Genomic DNA, 24,226 nt, shown 5'->3' on the forward strand with positions numbered 1-24,226 from the left:
TTGATAATCCCCAGATGCCACGATTATCAAACATGCATAACGTAAGTTTTCGTAATGGAACCCTTTAGTAATAAGCGATATAAAACTAATAAATATACAATATGTGGAATGAAATGTTATAATCTGTATATGGTAAGTTTATGAATTTGAAAAGTCATATTATTAATAGGGGATAATGTTATGAGTGAAACTTTATGGAATGAGAAGCTTGATTTCTTAAAAGCAATTCGAACTGGATGGTGTAATGCTGACTATATTGAGTTTTTGGTAGAGAAGGTTTGGAAGATAAATAAGCCGGTTAATATATTAGACTTTGGATGTGGATTTGGTTATGTTGGATTATTATTACTTCCAATATTGCCTAAAGGAAGTACATATACAGGAATTGATTTTAGCGAGATCCTTTTAACTGAAGCAGAAAATATTTTTGATGGATCAGGTTATTCTACAAGATTTATTAAAGCAAATCTTAGTGAGTATAGACCTATAGAAATGTACGATATTGTAATTTCACAGGCTGTTTTAAGACATATTCCAGGTGCAAAAGATATTTTGGAGAAAATGATACAATCAGTTGTCAAAGATGGATTAGTGATATGTATGGAAGGAGATCTGGAGATAGAAAAAGCAGGTCAGTATTTTGAAGGTTTCGATTATACAGAACTGGATATTCCCAGGTTACATAGAAAAATGTTTAAAAAAGAACTATCAGATGGGGGAAGGGATTATAGATTTGGCATAAAAATACCTGTTTTGATGCAGCAGCTTGGTCTAAGAGATGTTGGAGTTAGAATGAATGACTGTGTAAAATTTATAAATCCATTTGGTGATAAAGATGAACATGAGAAAAAGTATAATGCCATAGTTAAAGCTTGGGGATGGGATGAAAAAATATCAAATCACGAAAAGTTAAATCTCATAAATACATTTATACAAAGAGGATTAAGTGAAGAAGAGGCAGGGAAATTTGTGGATGGACAAATTAAGATTAGCAATTATGCAAGAGAGCATAAAGACAGTGCTTTTATAATTCAGGCACCATGTATATTGATTTCTTATGGTAGAAAGTAAATTTTTGTAGAAATGTGTTATAAGAAAAGAAAACTTAATTATCTGTTTTTAATTTAAATAAATCAATTCAGGAGGTCAAATTATATGAGAAATATGGGGAAATTAAGAAATATCCTTTAGTTTAAGATAATTAAAGGAGGAATATAAAATATGAATATTAACAAAGAAGTAATGGAGCAGGAAGCTCGAAGTTTTTTATCAGTGTTATTTATATTACCAGAAGTGGAAAAGGTTCAAATAAAGGATGTATTTATTTTATCTATGGATGATAACCGAAATATCAAAAAGGGCTTAGAGCAATGTTATCATGATAAATATAGTGATGTAGATATAAATGTTTATTTAAGACTACACCCTAATGATTATTATGATGAAACTCCAATCTATAAGAAGTATTTTTCCAGATTAGATATTCAAGATAGAATATTTGGCATCATATTTCAAAAAAGAGTTGAAGATAAAGAAGGAATGCGTATATGTCTTAATAACGGTATACGAATTGACTTTTCCTGTTTTTGCAGGTGTGATGAAACTGCTAAGCTATTGAAATATACACAAACATCCATTGAGGATAATGGAAAGTTATCATGCAAATATGATTTTGAAAAAGCAGATTGGTTTTGGTTTGTCGCAGTGCAAGCTTTAGGTAAATTGATGAGGAAGGACTATTTAATCTCCTCACATTTAGCTCATATGCTTATTATGGAAGGTCTAGTAACTCAAATGATTATTAGAGACAACCAGTATAATACGAACTTTCATAGATATGGATATTCAGAGAAGCTAGAGTATTTAAAAGTAGAAACGACATATATAAATGAGTTTAAAATCCATAATGATGAAACCTATAATCATATTGCTGAACTTTTATATGAAGCAGTATTTAGTTATGATGAATTAGAAATTAAGTTCGACACTAGTTATGTCAGTAGACTTAAGCTATTTATGGAAATTTGGAGTGAATATATAAAATAATGTGTAAAAAGGAGGTGGCTCTTATGATGAAGAACCTAATTTTTATAAATGGAACCATGGGAGTAGGAAAGACGACAACAAGTAAGATTCTGCAAAAGTTGTTACCTAAATCTATTTTTCTTGATGGTGATTGGTGCTGGGATATGTCACCTTTTATTGTCACAGAGGAAACTAAGAAGATGGTTATTGATAATATAACCTATATGTTAAATAATTTTATTGCATGCTCTGAGTATGAAAATATTATCTTTTGCTGGGTTATGCATGAACAAAGCATTATTGATGAAATATTATCAAGATTAGATACAAGGGATTGTAAGGAGTATAAGTTCTCAATAATATGTTCAGAGGAAGCACTAATAGCAAGAATTAAAGAAGATATAAAGCAGGGGATACGTAGAGAAGATGTTATTGAGAGAACTGTGCCAAGATTGCAGTGCTATCATAATATGGATACTGAAAAGATAGATGTTAGCAATATTTCAGCAAAAGAGGCAGCAGAGATAATATATAATAAGATTACCATTTAGTAATAAAATAAGTAACTTAATGATAGATCAAATTAGTTATTATGGGGAGAATCATGAAAAAGGTTATTGCTATAATCACCATTATTATAGTTTTGTTTGCAGGTTTTTATATTTATAAAATAAAGAGTTTTGAAAATCAAAGGCCTGAAAAAATTACTAACGCTAAAGCCGCAATGGAAAAGTATTTATCGGAAAAGGGTATTAAAAATGGAGATTATGATTTATTTGTTGATTATCGTTTAGACAGTAAAATGCTTGGTTATGGGGGATATGTGATTAAGGTTACCTTTAAAGACGAGCCTTCAGTGACATATGTATATGATTATTCTGGCGAGAAAAAAATATCTTCTAGATCAATGGTAGATAACTCTAATCCAGATAATAAAAGTTTCAAGCATGAAAATTAGCTTAAATAATGTAAGAAAAAACTAAATAATATTGATTGGAGTGAGGGGGATTTTAAATATTAAGAAAAAACCAGTTTATCTTTTGCTATGCATTATCCTAATAGTACTAATAGCTTATAATGTAAGGCAGCCTCAATCTATAAAGACCAAGCCTTATGATGGAAGAAATTTAAGCATTGGAATAATAGGAGAAATACCAAAGGTTCGTGAAAAACAAGTTAAGTTCACAAAAATTCAGTTCTCTGATTTAGAAAAAGAGCAGTTTGATTCTAATTATGATGCAATCTTTATAACTAAAGAAAACTTGTCTGAGGCAGCACAAGCAAAATATGCTTCGATATATAAAAAATCTAACATTCCATTCTTTTTTATCCAGACTAAAAAGAGCTTTCCACCATTTACCCTTGAAGAACTATCATATGAGGATGCAGCAGATTCAAAAGATCTAACATATGCTACGGGCATATTAAGTAATGGAGATAATATAACAGCTTGGAGATATGGATTATACAACGATATTGAAAATGAAGATAATATTAAAGTAGTTTTTACAAATATTTTTCAGACAATATCTGAGAAGGTAGAGGCAAAGTAAAGTTAAGATACGCAAAAAAAGTCGCTGAAGTAGGATCACTTCAGCGACTTTTTATAACACAAAATAGTCCTGCTTTACGACGTAAAAACACCGCAAAACTCAATTTTGAATAATGCAGTGTTTCAAGTAATTCTTCTTTTTTTTTATGTGACGTTAAATATGAAGATTGTGAGTTAAAAATATCAAGTTCTTTCAAAAAATTTTAATATAAAAATAATAATTTGAAATAATATTGTGAGTATAACTCCTGTAGACAGAACTACTGCGTACTTTAGCAAGGGTGTTTCTTTAACAAGTTTACCTTCATATTTAGCACTTTTTAAAGCCGATAAAAGCAACACAAAACCTACTATTGCTATGAATATGGAACATATTCCACCTAATATAGAAATGTTTTTTAATAAGTGATACCAATTCATTATTAATCCCTCTTATACGTTCATAATTGATATAGCCTTTTGTTTCGTAATAAATTACTACTGCGAACTTTCATTATACTTATAATAACATTATCTTAAAAACACACGAATTAACCCCGATATTGCAGTTATTGATATTCCTAATACCTCTAATTTTTGATTTTTGATAAGGTTTAACATTATATTTTCAGGAACGATTTCCGTTTCATCCATTTGATCTAATTTTTTTGATATTTTCCGTATTTCTATGAATGAAACTAACATTAAAATTAGGCCTAACACAGTAGCAATAAAAGTAATGATTATCCATTTATTCATGATATTTTCATTCCTCCTTTGTTGCATTATCTTTTAAATACTTATGCCACTCTGACTTAATTACTTGTAATTATACCACCTATAACCAAGTTATTCCATGTGATATATAGCTATTTGAAAGTTTTAATATCATTCTATAAACTGCATTATTCAATTCTCAAAGAACACTCTTTGTATTTTTGTTTTATCAGTTAAGTAGTATTAGCTTCATATTTCGTTTTAAATCTTTATTATATCTATATACATGAAAGCATGAAATAAAGATGAAACGTGTAGTGCTTGTAGAAAATCATTGTTTTTAAGACTTTTGATTACTTCATCCAAGGGTTTTAATACAACTCTTATTTGCTCTGTTTCATCTAGATTAATATCTTTAGTTAACTCAACGTCCAAAGCGAGAAAACAATAAGTAAGGTTATTATGATTTGCAGGATTAGCTGACATAGTACATGTATGAATAAACTCTGCACCTGTATAACCTGTTTCCTCAGCCAATTCTCTCTTAATTGTTTCAAGAGGAGATTTATCTGAAAGTTCCATTCCACCTGATGGTAGTTCTAAAAGTGTCTTTTGACATCCATGACGATATTGTTCCACTAAAACAACTTCTTTCTGTTTAGTTATTGCTACAACATTTACCCATGTTGGATATTCATATACGTAATATGGAGTAACAATCTTACCATTTGGCATTTTACATGTATCAGCCCTTAAAGAAATCCATTTATCCTTAATGATATGTTTAGATTCTAATAATTGCCAGTTAAAGTTTTGCATATATACAACTCTCCATTACATTTTAATTATTCAATAATATTTTACTATTATCACTTTTCTACTTATAATTATTTAGCTAAAAGCTAATTAATTCCATGTAAGCTGAGATTAATGGTAATCTATATATGAACTTTAACCTAGAGTTTACTTGGAAGCTAATAAAGGATTCATATATCGAAACTTAATTTATACTTGTTCGAAAATCACGCACCTATGAATTTTAGCATGTATAAATTAATAGGTGAGCTAGGAACCCTATAAATAAAAACTGCCAGCAAAATTATGCTGGCAGTTTCTATTTAGGGTTTATATATTTTTAATAGTGAGCATATTATTAACTCAGCTAGTTTTAAGGGCTAAATTTACTTGTGATATTAATCTAAGTTAGCAGCAACTTCGTCTTTAACAGTTACGCCATTCTTTTCAAGTTCAGCTATCTTCTCAGCAAATTGAGGTAAATGCTTCTTGTGAGCGATTAATAATTCATCTAATACACGCTTAGCAGTTGCACCACCAGGGATTTGTGGATTTAAGATGAAGGCTTGTAATGCAAGTCCATAATCACCAGTTACAGCAGCTTCACATACACAAAGCTCCATATTCTTCATAAGTTGTAACCAACCACGTTGTGCTGGTTCTAATGGTCCAAATGCTATTGGAAGAGCACCTTTACCTGAAATATAAGCAGAAACTTCAACTACGCAGTCAGCTGGTAGATCAGGAACAGCTCCATTATTTTTAGTTGAAACAACGATATGAGCTTTCTTATCAGCATAGATAGAAAGTATTGTTTCACAAGCTGCATCTGAGTAGTGTGTACCACCACGTTTAGTCAATTGTTCTGGTTTGTAGTTTAAGTTAGGGTCTTTATATAATTCAAAAAGTTCAGCTTCAGTTTGTTTAACTTGTTGTCCACGAGTTCCAACGCCGTTAAATTCTTCTATGCCATGCTTTAACATTTCTTCTTGTAAGTAATAGTATCTATGATATCCACATGGTATTAAATTCATTTGTTCTAATTGTTCTCTGATAAATGGAACATCATGAATGTTTGCAGGGATACCTGAATCATTGCTGTACATCTTATCAATTATTTGAGCAGTAACATCATTTCCATTCTTGTCACTTACTTTATGCCAGTGGAAGTGGTTTAGACCTGCAAATTGATATGTTAAATCTTCTAATTTTACGCCAAGCATTTCTGGTTCTTTCATCATAGCACCAACTGGCACGTTGCAAAGTCCAATAACCTTGTCCCATTTTCCGTATCTTACAACAGCTTCAGTTACCATACCGCTTGGATTTGTGAAGTTAACAAGCCATGCGTTAGGGCATAATTCTTTCATATCTTTAACTATGTCAAGTATTATAGGAATTGTTCTGAAAGCTTTAAATATACCTCCAGCACCATTTGTTTCTTGTCCTAACATTCCATAAGAGAAAGGGATTCTTTCATCCTTTATACGTGCATTTAGTAATCCAACTCTAAATTGAGTAGTAACGAAATCTGCATCCTTTAATGCTTGTCTTCTATCTAAAGTTAAGTGCACTTTAACATCATATGGTGAAGCATCCCACATACGTTGTGCCATAGCACCAACTATTTCTAACTTTTCTTTACCTGCTTCAATATCAACTAACCAGATTTCTCTGATTGGGAGTTCTTCATATCTCTTTATAAAACCTTCCATTAATTCTGGAGTATAGCTGCTACCTCCACCGATTGTTACGATTTTAACTGGTTTCTTTTCCATCTCAATACCTCCTCAACTAATCTACTTAAACAATAAACAATAATCAAAAGCATTTCAACATTGTTTCAATTCGTGAAACGATTTTCAGATTAAGAAAACGATAGAGGTTATATATTGGTGAAGATTGCTGTTTACGATAATTAGCTGATAGTTGGATTTATTATGTATTGTATCAATGAAGGATAGGGTAAAAAAGAAAAAGCTAGAGAAGTTATCTCAATATAATATAATTGATATATGAATGCTTTTTTTGCGTATTTATACAATAAAGAAAACCTATAAATTTTTTAATTTATAGGCTTTTTTTATGTACACGCTCAAAATATTTTAGAGGTATTAAGTTTGCATAACACTGTAATATCATTGATGAGCTCAATTCATATTTGTTAGGTAATGAGATTATGTGATCTACAAATGATGGTGGTACTTTTACCATAGAAGTAGTTATCATATATATCTTTGGTTTATTCTTTTTATCAAAAAATCCATCTCTTTGAAATAATCTAGAAAAATACGTGCCTGAGGCTGAAAATATAATAATTAAGTTTTCTTTGGTTGCAGCTTCAATAAACTGCTTCTGGTCTATGTAAGGCATTCGTGTATATACCATCTTACCATTTGAAAATAAGTCATGCTGAAGAGATACGGCTATATTTCCAGACTGCATATGGCCAAAGGCAGCAACCTTATCGTATTTAATCAAGTCTTCTACTAGCTCATTCAAGACTTTTGAATTAAGAGATTCTTTAACTAGCTGAAGAGCTTTTATTGTTTCATCTATAAACTGAGTTGTACTATTTTCTAAACTAGCAATAGGATAATATTTGTCTATTACATCAGTTCTTCTATTCTGACAAATAAACTTAAACTCATAAAAGTTGTCAACACCGATCTGTTTGCAAAATCTACTTACAGTAGCCTTAGAAACATTGCAGTTTTTTGCAATAGTGGACATCGAAAAATCTTCTAGGCTATTTATATTTAATAGAAGGTAATTAGCAATTTTAAAATTTACTGAATCTTCATCTAATGTGTTTATTACATTTAATAATAAGATAATAATACTAGGCATTTATCTGCACCCCCATATATATGTTACCATATTCTTGTTGAAAAGTAAGTAAAGTATTAATACGTGCATTTAAAGAATATAAGGTTCAATTAAGTTATTAGAAAGTAATTCCTTAACATAAGTATGAGTTTTTAAGATATCTTTCTTAGAAATAAATTTAAATTGTATTATCAATGAAATAGAAATATAGGTAAACTAACTCATATTAGAATTTATCCAAATAAAGATTCGTAGAATCATCTAAATCTTTATTTAGAGTTTAATGTACTTAACATTATTATTAAATCTAAAAAATAACTTTTATTGGAGAATTCATGTAGAGGTTAAGTAACTTTTGTTTCAAAAATGTACAGTCATTTACATCTACGTCTTAAAAAAATAGATTATTTGGGGAAAACACTTCCAAGTGTATCAATTAGTGAAATACTTAGAAATATGGAGAAATATTAAAAAAATGCATAATTAAATTGTTCTCAGGGCATATTACTTATTATTGAGTATCAATAGATGTGATATCATAGTCTATGTCGCTGTAACACAGTTCGACAAAACAACACAAGATTTTAAAACGAAATTTAAATTAAATTTAAAAAAGTTTTAAAAAATGTGTTGACAAAGAAATCTTACAGTGGTAAGATATAAAAGCTGTCAGAAAAACAGCAAAACAACTTGGTCTTTGAAAATTAAACAGAGAAGATAAACAAAGTCTAAAATTAGACTTAAACTAAACCAGCAATTCTTTTGAAAAAAGACTTACTAAGTAAGTAAGCTATGATTAAACTTTAAATTGAGAGTTTGATCCTGGCTCAGGACGAACGCTGGCGGCGTGCCTAACACATGCAAGTCGAGCGGAGAAAGTTCTTCGGAACTTTCTTAGCGGCGGACGGGTGAGTAACACGTGGGTAACCTGCCTTATAGAGGGGGATAGCCTTCCGAAAGGAAGATTAATACCGCATAACATTTTCGTTTCGCATGAAATGAAAATCAAAGGAGCAATCCGCTATAAGATGGACCCGCGGCGCATTAGCTAGTTGGTGAGGTAATGGCTCACCAAGGCGACGATGCGTAGCCGACCTGAGAGGGTGATCGGCCACATTGGAACTGAGATACGGTCCAGACTCCTACGGGAGGCAGCAGTGGGGAATATTGCACAATGGGGGAAACCCTGATGCAGCAACGCCGCGTGAGTGATGAAGGCCTTCGGGTTGTAAAGCTCTGTCTTTGGGGACGATAATGACGGTACCCAAGGAGGAAGCCACGGCTAACTACGTGCCAGCAGCCGCGGTAATACGTAGGTGGCAAGCGTTGTCCGGATTTACTGGGCGTAAAGGGAGCGTAGGTGGATATTTAAGTGGGATGTGAAATACCTGAGCTTAACTTGGGTGCTGCATTCCAAACTGGATATCTAGAGTGCAGGAGAGGAAAGTGGAATTCCTAGTGTAGCGGTGAAATGCGTAGAGATTAGGAAGAACACCAGTGGCGAAGGCGACTTTCTGGACTGTAACTGACACTGAGGCTCGAAAGCGTGGGGAGCAAACAGGATTAGATACCCTGGTAGTCCACGCCGTAAACGATGGATACTAGGTGTGGGGGTTTCAACACCTCCGTGCCGCCGTTAACACAATAAGTATCCCGCCTGGGGAGTACGGTCGCAAGATTAAAACTCAAAGGAATTGACGGGGGCCCGCACAAGCAGCGGAGCATGTGGTTTAATTCGAAGCAACGCGAAGAACCTTACCTAGACTTGACATCTCCTGAATTACCCTTAACCGGGGAAGTCGGTACCTTTGGTACCGACAGGAAGACAGGTGGTGCATGGTTGTCGTCAGCTCGTGTCGTGAGATGTTGGGTTAAGTCCCGCAACGAGCGCAACCCTTATTGTTAGTTGCTACCATTTAGTTGAGCACTCTAGCGAGACTGCCCGGGTTAACCGGGAGGAAGGTGGGGATGACGTCAAATCATCATGCCCCTTATGTCTAGGGCTACACACGTGCTACAATGGCAAGTACAAAGAGACGCAAGACCGTGAGGTGGAGCAAATCTCAAAAACTTGTCCCAGTTCGGATTGTAGGCTGAAACTCGCCTACATGAAGCCGGAGTTGCTAGTAATCGCGAATCAGCATGTCGCGGTGAATACGTTCCCGGGCCTTGTACACACCGCCCGTCACACCATGAGAGTTGGCAATACCCGAAGTCTGTGAGCTAACCCGTAAGGGAGGCAGCAGCCGAAGGTAGGGTCAGCGATTGGGGTGAAGTCGTAACAAGGTAGCCGTAGGAGAACCTGCGGCTGGATCACCTCCTTTCTATGGAGAAATTATTAAGTACTGATGCATTTCAGGCTTAATATATACGAATTCTGGTTAGAATCTCTCTCTGTTTAATTTTGAGATACCAAGTATCTCAGATTGTTCTTTGAAAATTGCACATAAGTTAAAGTAAAGATATTTACTATTCTTTGTAATAAATTGACTGATAAGAATGCACGCTAGTATTCAAGTCAGTAGACTGGTTTGTTCAAAAACAAATTATGAAATGTACTTTTCTAAGTGCAGAACCGTAATTTGCGGAGCAAATTAGGAGTGGCATTAGAACCAAGTAGTACGAGGAAGCGACCGAACGAGCAGCAGAGCTTGTTTCAAACAAGTGAGCAGCGCAGTGACGAAGCTGACGAAGTAATACGCCGGTTATAATGACACGACATTAGGTCAAGCTACAAAGGGCGCATGGTGAATGCCTTGGCATCAAGAGCCGAAGAAGGACGTGACAAGCTGCGATAAGCTTTGGGTAGGCGCAAATAGCCTGTGATCCAAAGATCTCCGAATGAGGAAACTCACGTAGGTAACCCTACGTATCCTATAGTGAATACATAGCTATAGGAGGGTAAACCTAGGGAACTGAAACATCTAAGTACCTAGAGGAAGAGAAAGAAAAATCGATTCCGTCAGTAGCGGCGAGCGAAATCGGAAGAGCCCAAACCAAAGATTTATCTTTGGGGTTGCGGACAGAACATAACATTGGTGGCTATTGTAATTGAAGATATCTGGAAAGATACACCGTAGAAGGTAATAGTCCTGTAAGTGAAACAAGAAGACCATAGTTCTGCTCCAGAGTACCACGAGACACGTGAAACCTTGTGGGAAGCAGGGAGGACCACCTCCCAAGGCTAAATACTACTTGATGACCGATAGTGAAGAAGTACCGTGAGGGAAAGGTGAAAAGAACCCCGGGAGGGGAGTGAAATAGAACCTGAAACCGTGTGCCTACAACCGATCATAGCACCATATGTGTGTGATGATGTGCTTTTTGTAGAACGAGCCAACGAGTTACGGTATGTAGCGAGGTTAAGTACTTAAGGTACGGAGCCGAAGGGAAACCGAGTCTGAATAGGGCGACTAGTTGCATGCCGTAGACCCGAAACCGGGTGACCTATCCATGGCCAGGTTGAAGCGAAGGTAAAACTTCGTGGAGGACCGAACCACGTTGGTGTTGAAAAACCATGGGATGAGCTGTGGATAGCGGAGAAATTCCAATCGAACTCGGAGATAGCTGGTTCTCCCCGAAATAGCTTTAGGGCTAGCGTCGGATATGACTAATGGAGGTAGAGCACTGAATGGGCTAGGGGGCATATCGCTTACCGAACCTTATCAAACTCCGAATGCCATATAGTATTAGTCCGGCAGTCAGACTGCGAATGATAAGATCCGTAGTCAAAAGGGAAACAGCCCAGATCGTCAGCTAAGGTCCCAAAGTATAAGTTAAGTGGAAAAGGATGTGGGATTTCTAAGACAACTAGGATGTTGGCTTAGAAGCAGCCACTCATTAAAAGAGTGCGTAATAGCTCACTAGTCGAGAGATCCTGCGCCGAAGATGTTCGGGGCTCAAACTTATCACCGAAGCTACGGCTAGCAGATTTATCTGCTGGGGTAGGGGAGCGTCGTAATCGGGCTGAAGTCGTACCGTAAGGAGCGGTGGACTGATTACGAGTGAGTATGTTGGCATCAGTAGCGAGAACTAGGTGAGAATCCTAGTGGCCGAAAACCTAAGGTTTCCTCAGGAAGGCTCGTCCGCTGAGGGTTAGTCGGGACCTAAGCCGAGGCCGAAAGGCGTAGGTGATGGACAATCGGTTGATATTCCGATACTACTGCAAATCGTTATTACCGATGGAGTGACGCAGGAAGATAGAGTGTGCTAGCTATTGGATGCTAGTCTAAGCACTTAGGTATACAGGTAGGCAAATCCGCCTGTATTAGCTGAGGTGTGATGGGGAAGGCCTTTTAGGCTGAAGTACTTGATTCTACGCTGCCAAGAAAAGCTTCTAGGGAGAAATGTAGTACCCGTACCGCAAACCGACACAGGTAGGTGAGGAGAGAATCCTAAGGCCGGCGGAAGAATTACAGTTAAGGAACTCGGCAAATTGACCCCGTAACTTCGGGAGAAGGGGTGCCTACGAGAGTAGGTCGCAGAGAATAGGCCCAAGCAACTGTTTAGCAAAAACACAGGTCTCTGCTAAAGCGAAAGCTGATGTATAGGGGCTGACGCCTGCCCGGTGCTGGAAGGTTAAGGGGAATCGTTAGCGGTAACGCGAAGCGGTGAACTTAAGCCCCAGTAAACGGCGGCCGTAACTATAACGGTCCTAAGGTAGCGAAATTCCTTGTCAGGTAAGTTCTGACCCGCACGAATGGCGTAATGACTTGGGCACTGTCTCAACTGTAAATCCGGCGAAGTTGTAGTGCAAGTGAAGATGCTTGCTACCCGCGATTGGACGGAAAGACCCCGTAGAGCTTTACTGTAGCTTAGCATTGAGTTTCGGTATTGTCTGTACAGGATAGGTGGGAGACTTGGAAGCATCCTCGTTAGGGGATGTGGAGTCGTCCTTGGGATACCACCCTGACAGTACTGGGATTCTAACCGGGCACCATGAAGCTGGTGACGGGACATTGTTAGGTGGGCAGTTTGACTGGGGCGGTCGCCTCCAAAAAAGTAACGGAGGCGCCCAAAGGTTCCCTCAGAACGGTCGGAAATCGTTCGTAGAGTGCAAAGGCAGAAGGGAGCCTGACTGCGACACCCACAAGTGGAGCAGGGACGAAAGTCGGGCTTAGTGATCCGGTGGTACCTCGTGGGAGGGCCATCGCTCAACGGATAAAAGCTACCTCGGGGATAACAGGCTGATCTCCCCCAAGAGTCCACATCGACGGGGAGGTTTGGCACCTCGATGTCGGCTCGTCGCATCCTGGGGCTGAAGTAGGTCCCAAGGGTTGGGCTGTTCGCCCATTAAAGCGGCACGCGAGCTGGGTTCAGAACGTCGTGAGACAGTTCGGTCCCTATCCGTCGCGGGCGTAGGAAATTTGAGAGGAGCTGTCCTTAGTACGAGAGGACCGGGATGGACTGACCTCTGGTGCACCAGTTGTTCCGCCAGGAGCATAGCTGGGTAGCTACGTCGGGAAGGGATAAACGCTGAAAGCATCTAAGCGTGAAGCCCACCTCAAGATTAGATTTCCCATAGCGTAAGCTAGTAAGACCCCTCGAAGAACACGAGGTTGATAGGTCGGAGGTGTAAGCATGGTAACATGTTCAGCTGACCGATACTAATAGGTCGAGGGCTTGACCAATACAAGTTATTACAAAGTAAACTTAAGTGCAATTTTGAAAGAATAATCTTTCAAGATCTAGTAATGATGCGTCTAAGGGTTACACCCGTACCCATACCGAACACGAAGGTTAAGACTTAGACGGCTGATGGTACTGCATGGGCGACTGTGTGGGAGAGTAGGTGGTTGCTAGGTAACTAGTATCTGACGATACGAAAAAGACTTCACAAATGTGAAGTCTTTTTTTATTGTTTTTCTTAAAAACTTGAAAATTATTATGAGAAAAAGTTTATATAGTCTTTCTCTAAATCAATTCCATCTGATTTAAGTAAGTCTTTTGCAAGATAATATCCACTGGCAGTAACACCTGCAACGCCAAAACCAGGAAATACCCATTGACCAACTAGAAACAAATGTGGAACTTTAGTTTTTTGCCTCATAAATTTACCATAATTTTTAGAGTCGATTGCCCATCCCATGAAGGAGCCATTTTTACTATAGGTGAATCGTTCAAATGTAATCGGTGTTGATAACTCTGCTAATTCTATACTGTCTTTGAAGTTATTACCCATCACTAAACTTAGCCTATGCAAAATTGTTTCAGTTACTTCAGCTTTTAATTTGTAATATTCTTCTACTCTCTCTCGTTTGGAGGAAGTTTTCCAACAGCCTTGGTATTCGTAAGGAATTGGAAACAGTGCAACTACAGCTCTATTTGTATCATCTGTTTTTTGTGGGTAGACAATCATTTCGATTGGACAATTTTCAGGTGTGAAAGATTTGTAATCATCTTTATAATTGCTGCTGGTTAAAAAAGAAAATTTACTTGTATTTTCAAAATCATAGTTTTTGTTTATAGATAAAAATAATGCGCAAGCACTAGGAAATATCTCTTTATTTCTAATCTCATATTTAAGCTTATCCTTCTTTATGAAATTACTAGGAAGCAATTCGTAAGTAAAATGAGGGGAAGCATTGCTGATAATATCTCTTGCATAATAACATTCTCCGTTTTTAGTTTTAACACCAATTGCTACATCTTTTTCTATAAGTATTTCTGTCACTTCTGTGTTCAGCTTTAAAATTCCTCCATTTGCCTTAAAACTATTAACGGAAGCATTTGGTATAGCCTGCATACCATCTTTAGGATAGCTTCCTTTTCCAATCACGCTCCAACGGTAAACATATGCCATATATACCATAGGAAAAAGTCCCTGAGAATATATTAAAGAGTTGATTATAGGGTTTTTAGTTAATTCTTTTAGCACATCATTTCCATTTTTTAGACCATACTTCATAAAGGTTGGTTTTTTAGTGTAATTATGAATACCAAACTTTATAAGTTCAAATAGATTCATTTCATAGGGAGGTTTAGGTGCTTCAGTTCCAGAAAACATTTCTTTAGAGATTTTTTCATTTACCTCAAAAATCCGGTTAATGTCTTCCTTATCATTTGGGAAAGCATTTAGAAAATCTTCTTTTAATGAGTCATGGTGGAAGTTGTATCTCTTTCCATCAATAAAACAACTGATATCTCCTGAATTCTTTTGAGTTTCAATAGAAGTTCCCCAAAATTCTAAAAATTGGGGTATTGCCTGTCCTTCATTCAGTTCATATAAGCTTTCGATACCAAGATCAAATTGAACTCCTTTTCGTTTAAAAGAAGTAATCAATCCACCAGGAATATTATGTTTTTCAATAATAAGAACTTTCTTATTATATTTAGCTAAAAAATTTCCGGCACTCAAGCCACCCATTCCCGCTCCAATAATAATATAATCAAATGTATTAATAGCTCACACCCCCTAACACTCATGTATATTTAACCTTACATGCTTAATTTTATGATTATACTTTTGATAAAATTCTTAATTAGCCTTATCCAAGATATGGTTTAGGATATTGGAGAATATTATAATGCAATTGTAATTTTATTACAATGTTTTGTGTTATAAAAATGTAGTAGGTATTAGATGTAAAGAGTAAATAAAGATATATATTTTAAATCCATAGTATTGGTATCAATTTAGTAAAATTTTAATATTATAGTACTGAACAATTGATGGAGGTATCCAATTTAATGGAAGGAAAGTGGAAGACTCTAGTGGTAATATTGGTTGGTTCCTTTATGACTACCTTGGATATTAATATAGTTAATGTAGCATTACCAAAGATGGCATCCTCATTGTCAGTAGATTTAGGGACAATACAGTGGGTAGTAACCAGCTATCTTTTAGTTATTTCAACTCTAGTACTTATGTTTGGAAGACTTGCTGATATGAAAGGCAAGAAAAATATATATCAAAATGGATTTCTTATATTTTCACTGGGATCACTGTTATGTGTTTTTTCAAAAACAATGATTTTTTTAATTGTTGCTAGAATGATACAAGGCCTGGGCGCTGCTATGATGATGGCTTGCAACTTTGGTATTATTACAATGGTGTTTCCACTTAAAGAAAGAGGAAGGGCAACAGGAATTTTAGGAACTGTAGTTGCAATAGGAACCATGACTGGACCTCCACTAGGTGGATTTCTTGTTGGAACCTTTAACTGGCAGTCAATATTCTTAATCAACATCCCAATCGGTGTAATTGCATATCTAGCTGGTGTAAGATATGTGCCAAAGGAAGAGATTAAGATTAATGAACAAATCTTTGATTTTAAAGGTATGATCACTTTTGTAGTTACAGTAGCAGCACTTTTTCTATCACTTTTAAATGGTGAAGCCTTTGGGTGGAGTAGTTTGCCAATAGTTTCAGGATTTATAATATGTGTGTTAAGTTTTGCGGCTTTTTGCTATATAGAAATAAATACAAAGGTCCCGATGCTAGATTTTACTCTTTTTAAAAATAATCTTTTTAGCGCAGGAATATTTTGTGCTTTTATTTCCTACTGTGTAATCTATTTTACAAATATAATACAGCCATTTTATCTTCAGCATATATTAAACTTTTCTCCTCAAAAAGCAGGTATTATAATGATGGTCTATCCAGTAACTGCAGCTGTAATGGCGCCACTAAGCGGAATTCTATGTGATAAAATAGGTTATAAAATTCCCACATTTATAGGACTTGCATTTACTTGTGTTGGAATATTTACAATGTCCTTTTTACGATTAGACTCCTCTTATTTTGCTATAATGGTAAGTATGACCATACTAGGTTGTGGTTATGGGCTATTTCAATCTCCAAATAATGCAGGGGTTATGTCTTCAGTTCCTAAAGATAAACTTGGTATATCAGGAAGTATGAACTCACTTATAAGAAACTTAGGGATGACAAGTGGGATATCTATTTCAGTAGCTATATTCTATAGTCATATGAGCTCAAAGCTTGGAAGTCATGTATCAGCTCTTTCTTCTGGTAATCCTGAGCTTTTTATAGGTTCAATGAGTTTCACCTATAAGACTGGAGCAATAATTGCAATAGCAGGTATTGTAGTTGCACTTTTGAGGCTTGTGAAGACACCTGATATAAGTGAATAGAAATAAAACTTTTGAAATTATAAGTAAGTTAAGTTATTATAATCAGAAAAATACTAATATATAAGTATAAAAATAAAGCACATCCTTTATGGTTAACTGATAGTTAAGAATTAGGAAAAGTATGTTATATTGATACTAGTTTATCGATATATGGTATAATTATCCTTATACAAACTACAGTATAGTGTAAAGGATGAGTTTTATGAAAAACAGAAATCATTTAGAGGTACCAGAGAAATATTGGGCCAAGCAAAATTTATGTTGGTATTTCCACGAAATAATTGTGAGCATATTAGATAACTGTATAACTAATAATAAAATGGAAACTGAAGTTGTATTTAAAAGTGAAGAAGATGCTGAGAAGTTTCAGAAATCAGATGATAAAATATTATGGCTATATAAAAATAGGTATATTGAAGAAGCAAAAAATTTAGTTGGGAAGAATTTCTTTAATGCAATTTTAAGAGAAATGTGTGAATTTATATGTGAATCTATTAATGCTCTTGAAAAAGGAAAAATATCAGTAGCTTTATCGTTGCAGAGAAAGGCTTTTGGTGATAATCTTCTGTATCTAGAATGGTTATTAGGGGAAGAAGAAAAGTTCCTTCAATTAGTTGCAAATAAAAGATTTGATAAATATGCGGTGGAAAATATTTCTACACGCAGTAAGATCGACATAATGAGAGATGCAATTAAGAAATTAGATAATCAAGCGTTTTTTAGTGAAATAAATGTACAAACATATTACGATATGAGATATCATATTAATTCTGATTACAGTTTACAAAGAATTTGGGATAAGGTAAATATCCTTAGTACCGATGGTCATTTTAAGAAAAGTACTGAGTTGAATTTTGTATTTTCAGATGAAGACAATAAGATAGAGTATATTGATTATTACTATAAGAAAGTGCTTATATTACTATATTATACTTATAATGTAGTAATAAAGTTATATGAAAGGTTTATTCGTAAGCTAAGCCAGTCAACTAAGGCATACAATTACTCTTTAATTTCTTACAAGTTTACTAAAGAGTTTGGTAATACTAAATCAGAAAGCATCTTTAAAGGTGAGCTTTCAGTATTTCTAAGTTTTATATGTGATAATTGTAAGTCAATTAAGCAAATAGATGTTAATAGTGAAGATTTTCATAACTTTGAAAATGGCAGTGGATTCTATTGTGATAAATGTGGTGAATATATAAATACTTCTAGATATATATTTTTAGAAGATTATTAATAAAAGTAAATTGTAAAAGACTTCAAAAGACTTGAAGTCTTTTTTGTTTTCTAAAAAAAGTAAAAATTAAATGCTAGTCAAAGCTAAAAGTTTTAATAGATTTGTTAACATATTTTTATTTTGCTAGATTTCAATGGGAACTTATACAGCTTTAAAAGAAATTTAAGCAACAACTTTAATATTATTATAAAAAATCTGTACCATTTAAATAAAAAAAATTGCTCTTGAGGACTCGTGAATTAATATGTCATATAAAAATAGTTGAAAAATGTAAAAAAGATGTAATACAATAGTTTGTATAAATGGTTACATTTATAAGGGAAAAAATAAAAGGAGTAACTAATTTAGTAAAGGGGGAGAAAATATGAGGCTGAAAATTAGCAAAAACATAAGAAAAGTTGTTAAAAACACATTAGTATTACTTGTATTGGTCACATTTGTACTTAGTAATTGCGCTACTTCTATAGCATACGCTGATACCAGTAGTGAGGATGGAGCAACCCAGCAATATTCATCTTACAATACTAATGAAGCGCCAAAGGATATCAACTTAAATGATTCAAAGGTTAGGGTGAGAAGTTTTATGCAGAGTAATGTTGCTGCTGCTGCGGATGTACTTCTTATACAATCAACTAGACCTTGGAATACTGATACAAATGAAGTAGTACTTAATAAACTTCAGATGGCATACACAAAGGTTGACATTGATACAGCTAAGAATCTAGATTTTAAGAATTATAAATTAATAATAGTTGCAAACGATCAAAATGACCAATTTTATAGAGGTCTATCGAATATTAGAACTAAACTAGAGCAATATGTAATTTCAGGTGGATCCTTGCTATATGGAGTGTGTGATGGAGGATGGGCAATTGGATATAGTGATTTGCTGATTCCTGGTGATGTAAGGTTATTGCCAACTGCCTATAGAAATAATAATTATATAGGGGACCCTACACATCCAGTAGTAACTGGAGCTCTCACTAAGGGCCAACCATTAAAAGATTCAGACTTATATTCTAACTACGCAAGCCACAGAATTTTTGATAAAAGTTCGCTACCATATGACACAAAGATAATATTAAATGCCAGCAATAATAGTGAGCCTACTTTAATAGAATACCCAATAGGAGATGGTAAGGTTATTGCTTCAACTCTTACTTGGGAGCACAACTATGTCTATCACACTGGTAATGATGGTTATGGGACTTTTTCGTTGAAGGCCTATGATGATTTAATATCATATGCATATTTGCAATCAATATTTAAAAATATTACAAGTGTACAATCCTTAGGAACTAGTGATATAGATTCAGGTATTTCTCAAGCAGTAGGTGACCCAGTAAATGTAGTTACAGGAAACTATATATATAAATACGAGGATTTAAAGATTGAGGGTTTAAATGCGCTAAGCTTTACAAGGGTATATAACTCTTTTGGTAATGATAAAGGTGTTTTAGGAAATAAGTGGGTAAGTAATTATTCTGTAAAGTTGAAAAAGGTAAGTAGTAGAAGATATAGAATTACATTTGAAGATGGACATACAGAAGATTTTATTTATGGTGATGATAATAAGTGGTTTTCATCAAAGGATTATAAAGTTATAGAAGTGAAAGATGAAAATAAGTTTTTCATAGAAAACAAATTTGGAGTTTCCTATTTATTCGATGAAAATGGAAACTTAATATCTAAAACAGATGAACATGGAAAAACTTTAAGCTTTAAATATGAAAACAGCAAGCTAATAACTGTAACTAATGGCGTAAATACTTTAAGTTTTGCATATAAGGATGATAATTTAAGCGAAATAACTGATAATGCAGATAGAAAAGTATTGTTTACTTATGAAAATGGCAATTTGGTTAAGTCAACTGATGTTAATGGACAAGCATATCAGTATAAATATGATGATAAAAATAGGATGGTTAGTATAACTAATCCTTTAGGAATTACTACAATAACTAATACTTATGATGATAATAATAGAATAATTAAGCAAGTGTATGCTGATGGAAGTACCAATGAATACGTATATGATGACAATCAAACTCAGTTTAAAGAGAAGAATGGTCAAATAGTTTTATATAAGAAGGATTCCCAAGGAAGAATCAATGAAAGAGTCTACAAAAGAGGCAGTGAGTACACAACCTTTAATGACAAGAATCAAGTAATTTCTTTTAAAGACAAGCAAGGAAATACTTATAAATATGAGTATGATGATAAAGGAAATATCTCAAAAGAGATTGATCCTTTAGGGCAAGTTAATGAATTTGTATATAATGAAAACAATAAGATTGAGCAAATGAAAAGGCCTGACGGAAGCGTTTATAAGTATAGCTATGATGAAAAAGGAAATGTAATTTCTGCTGAAGATCCGTTAAGTAGAGTTATTAAGATGGAATATAACGATAAAGGACAGGTTGTTAAAAATGTTCTACCTAATGGAGTTACTTATTCCTATGAATATGATGATAATGGCAATAAGATAGCTGAAGTAGATGGTGATGGCAACAAGACAACCTACACATATGACAATTTAAATAGAGTAAGTTCAGTAGTGGATGCAAACGGTAATAAGACAGAATATCAATATGACAATAGTGGCAAGGTGACTAAGATAAGCTATACTGACGGCTCAGCTAAAGAGTATTTATATGATAGCAACGGTAACCTAGTAAGTGAAGTAAATGAAAATGGTGATAAAACATCATATTCATATAACGCTATGGGGAAATTGCAAGAGCAAGTTGACCCTGAAGGTGCAGCTACTAAGTATAACTACGATCCAATGGGTAATATAAATAACATTATAAAAGCAGATGGTAGTTCAAAATCATTTGTATATAATGATTTAAATAAATTACAAGAGTCTACAGATGAGGAAAATAACAAATTAACTTATGAATACGATAGTAATGGAAATGTAATTTCAGTTACTGATAAGAATTCAAATGTAACTAAATACTCCTATGATGCCCTTAATAGAGTCACTAGTGTTATAGATGCAAAGGGTAATGAGACAAAATATGAATACAGATATGATGGAAAAATCTCTAAGGTTATTGATGCGAAAAATGGAGAGATTTTATATTCATACGATTCAGTTGGACAGCTCATATCTATTAAAAATCAAATTGGTGCAGAGAAAAAGATTGAATATAATTTGAATGGGTTACCAGTAAAGATAACTGACTTCAATGGGACTGAAACAAAATATGAGTACAATAACATCGATAAAGTATCAAAGGTAATAAATGCAGATGGTTCAATAGAAGAGCTACAATATGATGCTAACGGAAATCTATTAACAGACAAAAATGCAAAGGGCGATACTATAAAATATATCTATGACAGCAGAAATAGATTGATAGAAGTGGATAACGCTCTTGGATCAAAAAAGAAGTATGAATACTATAACGATGGAAAAGTAAAAACTTTGATTGATGAGAAGGGCAACCGTACTTCTTATAAATATGATGGAAATGGAAAGATAAAAGAAGTTATTGATGCAAACGGAAATTCTACAAAGTATCAATATGATAATGTTGGAAACTTGATTCAAACAAATCAAAATAAAGGACTTTCTGCTAAAGATACTGACAATCTTAAGGAAATAGTTAATAAATATAAATATGACAAGAGAGGGCTATTAATTGAAGAACTTAATCCATTAAATCAAGTTACTTCTTATAGCTATGATAAAAACGGTAAATTAATATCAAAGACTAATAATGATGGTACTAATGTAAAATATGAATTTGATGCTTTGAATAATCTTACCTCAGAAATTTATTCAGATGGTAAGACTGTCAGCTATGAATATAATAACCTAGGCCAATTGGTTAAGATGAAGGATTGGAATGGAGAAACTAATTATACTTTAGATCCTTTAGGTAGAATAGTTAAGACAATCGATCCAAAAGGTAAGGAAATTTCATATGATTGGAACAATGCAGATAAGTTAAATTCGTTGAAATACTCTGATGGAACAAGTGTAAACTACCAATATGATGTAATGAATAGACTTACAAAGGTTACTGATTCGCAAAACAAAGAAACACAATATAAATATGATGCAGTAGGAAATGTAATAGAAGAGGCATTACCAAATGGAATAAGTACAACTAATGTATATGATCCTTTAAATAGAGTTACTAACTCAAAATCAATAGATCCTAAGAGCAAGTTAGTTGAACAGTTTTCTTACACATATGATGAAGTAGGAAATAAACTATCAGAAATTAAAGAAGGAAAGAATATATTAGGCTTCAATGGCTATAACGAAGGTGAAACTAAGTACAAGTACGATAACTTAAACCAATTGATTGAAGTAGATAATCCAGATAAAACTTCTGAAAAATATATTTATGATACATTAGGAAATAGGGTAAAGAAAGAAAATTATATTGTTGGAAAATATGTTAGTTCCATAGACTACAAATATGATGAAGCTAATAAGATTACAGAACTAAGCGGTAGTGTAAAAGGAATATTAGAGAATCAATCAAATAATCCAATCCAATTTTCCTATGATGGTAGAGGAAACTTAGTCGATATTAAGGCTTCTAATTTGAGCTTACAATCAAACAAATTTGATGTTAGCAATAAGTTACAAAGTACAAAAAATGCTTTAGGTGTAACTACAAGCTATACTTACGACGGTGCTGGAAGAAAATTAGGAAGTAAGGAAGAAGCACCTAACTTATTAGGAAAATTGAAAAATATGCTTGGGGATGACTTTAAGGTAAATAGCAATAACCAAAGTTGCGTGACTAACGAAGAAAGTTATACCATAGATTATTCTTCACCAGTAAATAGGGTTTTAGAAACTTATAATACTAATAATTCAAGCAAATTTACCTATGGTATTGATCTAATAAGCGAAAGTAATAAGAATAACAATAATTCTGATATTACAAATAGCTTTTTCCTACAAGATGCAATGGGCAGTACAACTAGAGTGCTAGATGATAAAGGAAAAACTAAGGCTGCATATGATTATGATGCCTTTGGTAACATCCAACTTAATTCAAATTCTTTAATTAATATTTTTACAGGAAAAGACTTCTATGGATATGCAGGATATCAAAATGATGCTAATGGACTTTTATTTGCACAAGCAAGATACTACATGCCAATCATAGGAAGATTTATTAGTGAGGATACTTACAAAGGAACTATCTCTAAAACATCTACTTTAAATCGTTATGTATATGGACTTAATAATCCATTAAAGTATATTGATCCAACTGGACATATTCCAGAGTCTACAAATCCACTTGATGATTTATATGATAATCCATGTCTAAGTGGAGCAGGGGCTTTAGGGGGATATAATGGTATAGATCCTTCTAATTTTGAGATGGGAAGAGAGGTTCACAGAATAGTTGAAAGCTACTTCTTAACACAGAGTCCTATGAATAGATCTGTTGAAGTAACTATTCCAAGTGGTGTATATATCAATGCCAGTGGTACTGGAAGAGCTGATATGATTCAGTATAATGGGTATAGTACTGAAGTATTTGAGCTAAAGCATATTTCATCTTTCACAAGTGTAGAATATAATTTAATGGCCAATAATCAAATTAATGCATATATAAATGGTCTCATGGATAACGGTGCGGTTAATCCAATGAGGGGGACTAGCTGGAATCCAAGTGGCGTTACTTTGCCATATACACTAGATCCTAGTAAGGAAATTGTGCTCTTTACTAACTATTTTACGGAACCAGGCTTAGTATATTATTATTTGAGAAATAAAACTCCGGAGCCAGAGCCAAGCACCCAAACAGAGGAAGAGCCTGCAACAGAGGATAACAAGGATTATGGAGCTTTGGCAAGAACAGGACTTGTTATTGCTGGTGGAGCATTAATTGTTGGTACATTGGTAGAAGATGTGCTAACTGGTGGCGCAGGTGCAGCTGATGACGTACCTTCTCTAGGCTTTGGATGGGGCTTGATAACAAAAGCTTTTGCATGGTAATATTAAGTAA

General features: G+C 34.4%; 14 protein-coding genes and 3 rRNA genes. 11 read left to right on the forward strand and 6 right to left on the reverse strand.

Annotated elements, in window-relative coordinates; genetic code table 11:
• Positions 1–180: 180 nt before the first annotated feature.
• The 5 genes from bsdtw1_RS07045 to bsdtw1_RS07065 all read left to right on the forward strand — a co-directional run bounded on the left by bsdtw1_RS07045 (position 181) and on the right by bsdtw1_RS07065 (position 3,578).
• Positions 181–1,071 (forward strand): class I SAM-dependent methyltransferase, encoded by an 891-nt coding sequence (locus tag bsdtw1_RS07045; RefSeq protein ID WP_183276888.1) that lies wholly within the window; start codon positions 181–183, stop codon positions 1,069–1,071.
• A 150-nt stretch (positions 1,072–1,221) separates the two neighbouring features.
• Entirely contained in the window at positions 1,222–2,046 is an 825-nt protein-coding gene (locus bsdtw1_RS07050) for a hypothetical protein (protein WP_183276889.1), read from the forward strand.
• Between the two features lie 26 nt (positions 2,047–2,072).
• Positions 2,073–2,576 (forward strand): ATP-binding protein, encoded by a 504-nt coding sequence (locus tag bsdtw1_RS07055; protein WP_183279753.1) that lies wholly within the window; start codon positions 2,073–2,075, stop codon positions 2,574–2,576.
• Positions 2,577–2,629: 53 nt separating this feature from the next.
• Complete coding sequence (locus bsdtw1_RS07060; protein WP_183276890.1) at positions 2,630–2,983, forward strand: DUF3139 domain-containing protein; 354 nt, start codon at positions 2,630–2,632, stop codon at positions 2,981–2,983.
• Positions 2,984–3,065: 82 nt separating this feature from the next.
• On the forward strand, positions 3,066–3,578 hold the full coding sequence (locus bsdtw1_RS07065) for a transcription elongation factor GreAB (protein ID WP_183276891.1): 513 nt from the start codon (positions 3,066–3,068) through the stop codon (positions 3,576–3,578).
• A gap of 182 nt (positions 3,579–3,760) precedes the next feature.
• On the opposite strand, the gene bsdtw1_RS07070 is transcribed toward bsdtw1_RS07065, so the two are convergent.
• The 5 genes from bsdtw1_RS07070 to bsdtw1_RS07090 all read right to left on the reverse strand — a co-directional run bounded on the left by bsdtw1_RS07070 (position 3,761) and on the right by bsdtw1_RS07090 (position 7,918).
• Entirely contained in the window at positions 3,761–3,997 is a 237-nt protein-coding gene (locus bsdtw1_RS07070; protein ID WP_183276892.1) for a hypothetical protein, read from the reverse strand.
• Positions 3,998–4,087: 90 nt separating this feature from the next.
• Positions 4,088–4,315: a hypothetical protein gene (locus bsdtw1_RS07075; RefSeq protein ID WP_183276893.1), complete on the reverse strand. Its 228-nt coding sequence runs from the start codon at positions 4,313–4,315 to the stop codon at positions 4,088–4,090.
• A gap of 219 nt (positions 4,316–4,534) precedes the next feature.
• A complete protein-coding gene (locus bsdtw1_RS07080; protein ID WP_183276894.1) occupies positions 4,535–5,092 on the reverse strand; it encodes an NUDIX hydrolase in 558 nt (185 codons plus the stop codon).
• Positions 5,093–5,466: 374 nt separating this feature from the next.
• On the reverse strand, positions 5,467–6,846 hold the full coding sequence (locus bsdtw1_RS07085; protein WP_183276895.1) for a 6-phospho-beta-glucosidase: 1,380 nt from the start codon (positions 6,844–6,846) through the stop codon (positions 5,467–5,469).
• 292 nt (positions 6,847–7,138) lie between these two features.
• Entirely contained in the window at positions 7,139–7,918 is a 780-nt protein-coding gene (locus tag bsdtw1_RS07090; protein WP_183276896.1) for a MurR/RpiR family transcriptional regulator, read from the reverse strand.
• A 783-nt stretch (positions 7,919–8,701) separates the two neighbouring features.
• Between bsdtw1_RS07090 and bsdtw1_RS07095 the strand changes: the two genes are divergently transcribed.
• From bsdtw1_RS07095 to rrf, 3 genes are all read left to right on the forward strand, one after another.
• A 16S ribosomal RNA gene (locus bsdtw1_RS07095) occupies positions 8,702–10,221 on the forward strand.
• 400 nt (positions 10,222–10,621) lie between these two features.
• Positions 10,622–13,527 (forward strand): 23S ribosomal RNA (locus bsdtw1_RS07100).
• A 56-nt stretch (positions 13,528–13,583) separates the two neighbouring features.
• Positions 13,584–13,701, forward strand: a 5S ribosomal RNA gene (gene rrf / locus bsdtw1_RS07105).
• Together the 16S, 23S and 5S rRNA genes form the textbook arrangement of a ribosomal RNA operon.
• A gap of 80 nt (positions 13,702–13,781) precedes the next feature.
• On the opposite strand, the gene bsdtw1_RS07110 is transcribed toward rrf, so the two are convergent.
• Entirely contained in the window at positions 13,782–15,299 is a 1,518-nt protein-coding gene (locus bsdtw1_RS07110) for a phytoene desaturase family protein (protein WP_308463803.1), read from the reverse strand.
• Positions 15,300–15,586: 287 nt separating this feature from the next.
• Between bsdtw1_RS07110 and bsdtw1_RS07115 the strand changes: the two genes are divergently transcribed.
• The 3 genes from bsdtw1_RS07115 (at position 15,587) to bsdtw1_RS07125 (ending at position 24,216) form a co-directional block, all read left to right on the forward strand.
• Positions 15,587–16,993, forward strand: a complete 1,407-nt coding sequence (locus bsdtw1_RS07115; RefSeq protein WP_244638119.1) for an MFS transporter — start codon at positions 15,587–15,589, stop codon at positions 16,991–16,993.
• Positions 16,994–17,195: 202 nt separating this feature from the next.
• Positions 17,196–18,233 carry a hypothetical protein gene (locus bsdtw1_RS07120; protein WP_183276899.1) on the forward strand — a complete coding sequence of 346 codons (1,038 nt, stop codon included), beginning with the start codon at positions 17,196–17,198 and terminating at the stop codon, positions 18,231–18,233.
• Positions 18,234–18,597: 364 nt separating this feature from the next.
• On the forward strand, positions 18,598–24,216 hold the full coding sequence (locus tag bsdtw1_RS07125; protein WP_183276900.1) for a DUF6531 domain-containing protein: 5,619 nt from the start codon (positions 18,598–18,600) through the stop codon (positions 24,214–24,216).
• Positions 24,217–24,226: the final 10 nt, after the last annotated feature.

This window comes from Clostridium fungisolvens, from assembly GCF_014193895.1.
Lineage (GTDB): Bacteria > Bacillota > Clostridia > Clostridiales > Clostridiaceae > Clostridium_AR > Clostridium_AR fungisolvens.

Coding starts and splice junctions, on each gene's coding strand:
- bsdtw1_RS07045 (WP_183276888.1), top strand. CDS start 181: ATGAGTGAAACTTTATGGAATGAGAAGCTTGATTTCTTAAAAGCAATT.
- bsdtw1_RS07050 (WP_183276889.1), top strand. CDS start 1,222: ATGAATATTAACAAAGAAGTAATGGAGCAGGAAGCTCGAAGTTTTTTA.
- bsdtw1_RS07055 (WP_183279753.1), top strand. CDS start 2,073: ATGAAGAACCTAATTTTTATAAATGGAACCATGGGAGTAGGAAAGACG.
- bsdtw1_RS07060 (WP_183276890.1), top strand. CDS start 2,630: ATGAAAAAGGTTATTGCTATAATCACCATTATTATAGTTTTGTTTGCA.
- bsdtw1_RS07070 (WP_183276892.1), bottom strand. CDS start 3,997: ATGAATTGGTATCACTTATTAAAAAACATTTCTATATTAGGTGGAATA.
- bsdtw1_RS07075 (WP_183276893.1), bottom strand. CDS start 4,315: ATGAATAAATGGATAATCATTACTTTTATTGCTACTGTGTTAGGCCTA.
- bsdtw1_RS07080 (WP_183276894.1), bottom strand. CDS start 5,092: ATGCAAAACTTTAACTGGCAATTATTAGAATCTAAACATATCATTAAG.
- bsdtw1_RS07085 (WP_183276895.1), bottom strand. CDS start 6,846: ATGGAAAAGAAACCAGTTAAAATCGTAACAATCGGTGGAGGTAGCAGC.
- bsdtw1_RS07090 (WP_183276896.1), bottom strand. CDS start 7,918: ATGCCTAGTATTATTATCTTATTATTAAATGTAATAAACACATTAGAT.
- bsdtw1_RS07115 (WP_244638119.1), top strand. CDS start 15,587: ATGGAAGGAAAGTGGAAGACTCTAGTGGTAATATTGGTTGGTTCCTTT.
- bsdtw1_RS07120 (WP_183276899.1), top strand. CDS start 17,196: ATGAAAAACAGAAATCATTTAGAGGTACCAGAGAAATATTGGGCCAAG.
- bsdtw1_RS07125 (WP_183276900.1), top strand. CDS start 18,598: ATGAGGCTGAAAATTAGCAAAAACATAAGAAAAGTTGTTAAAAACACA.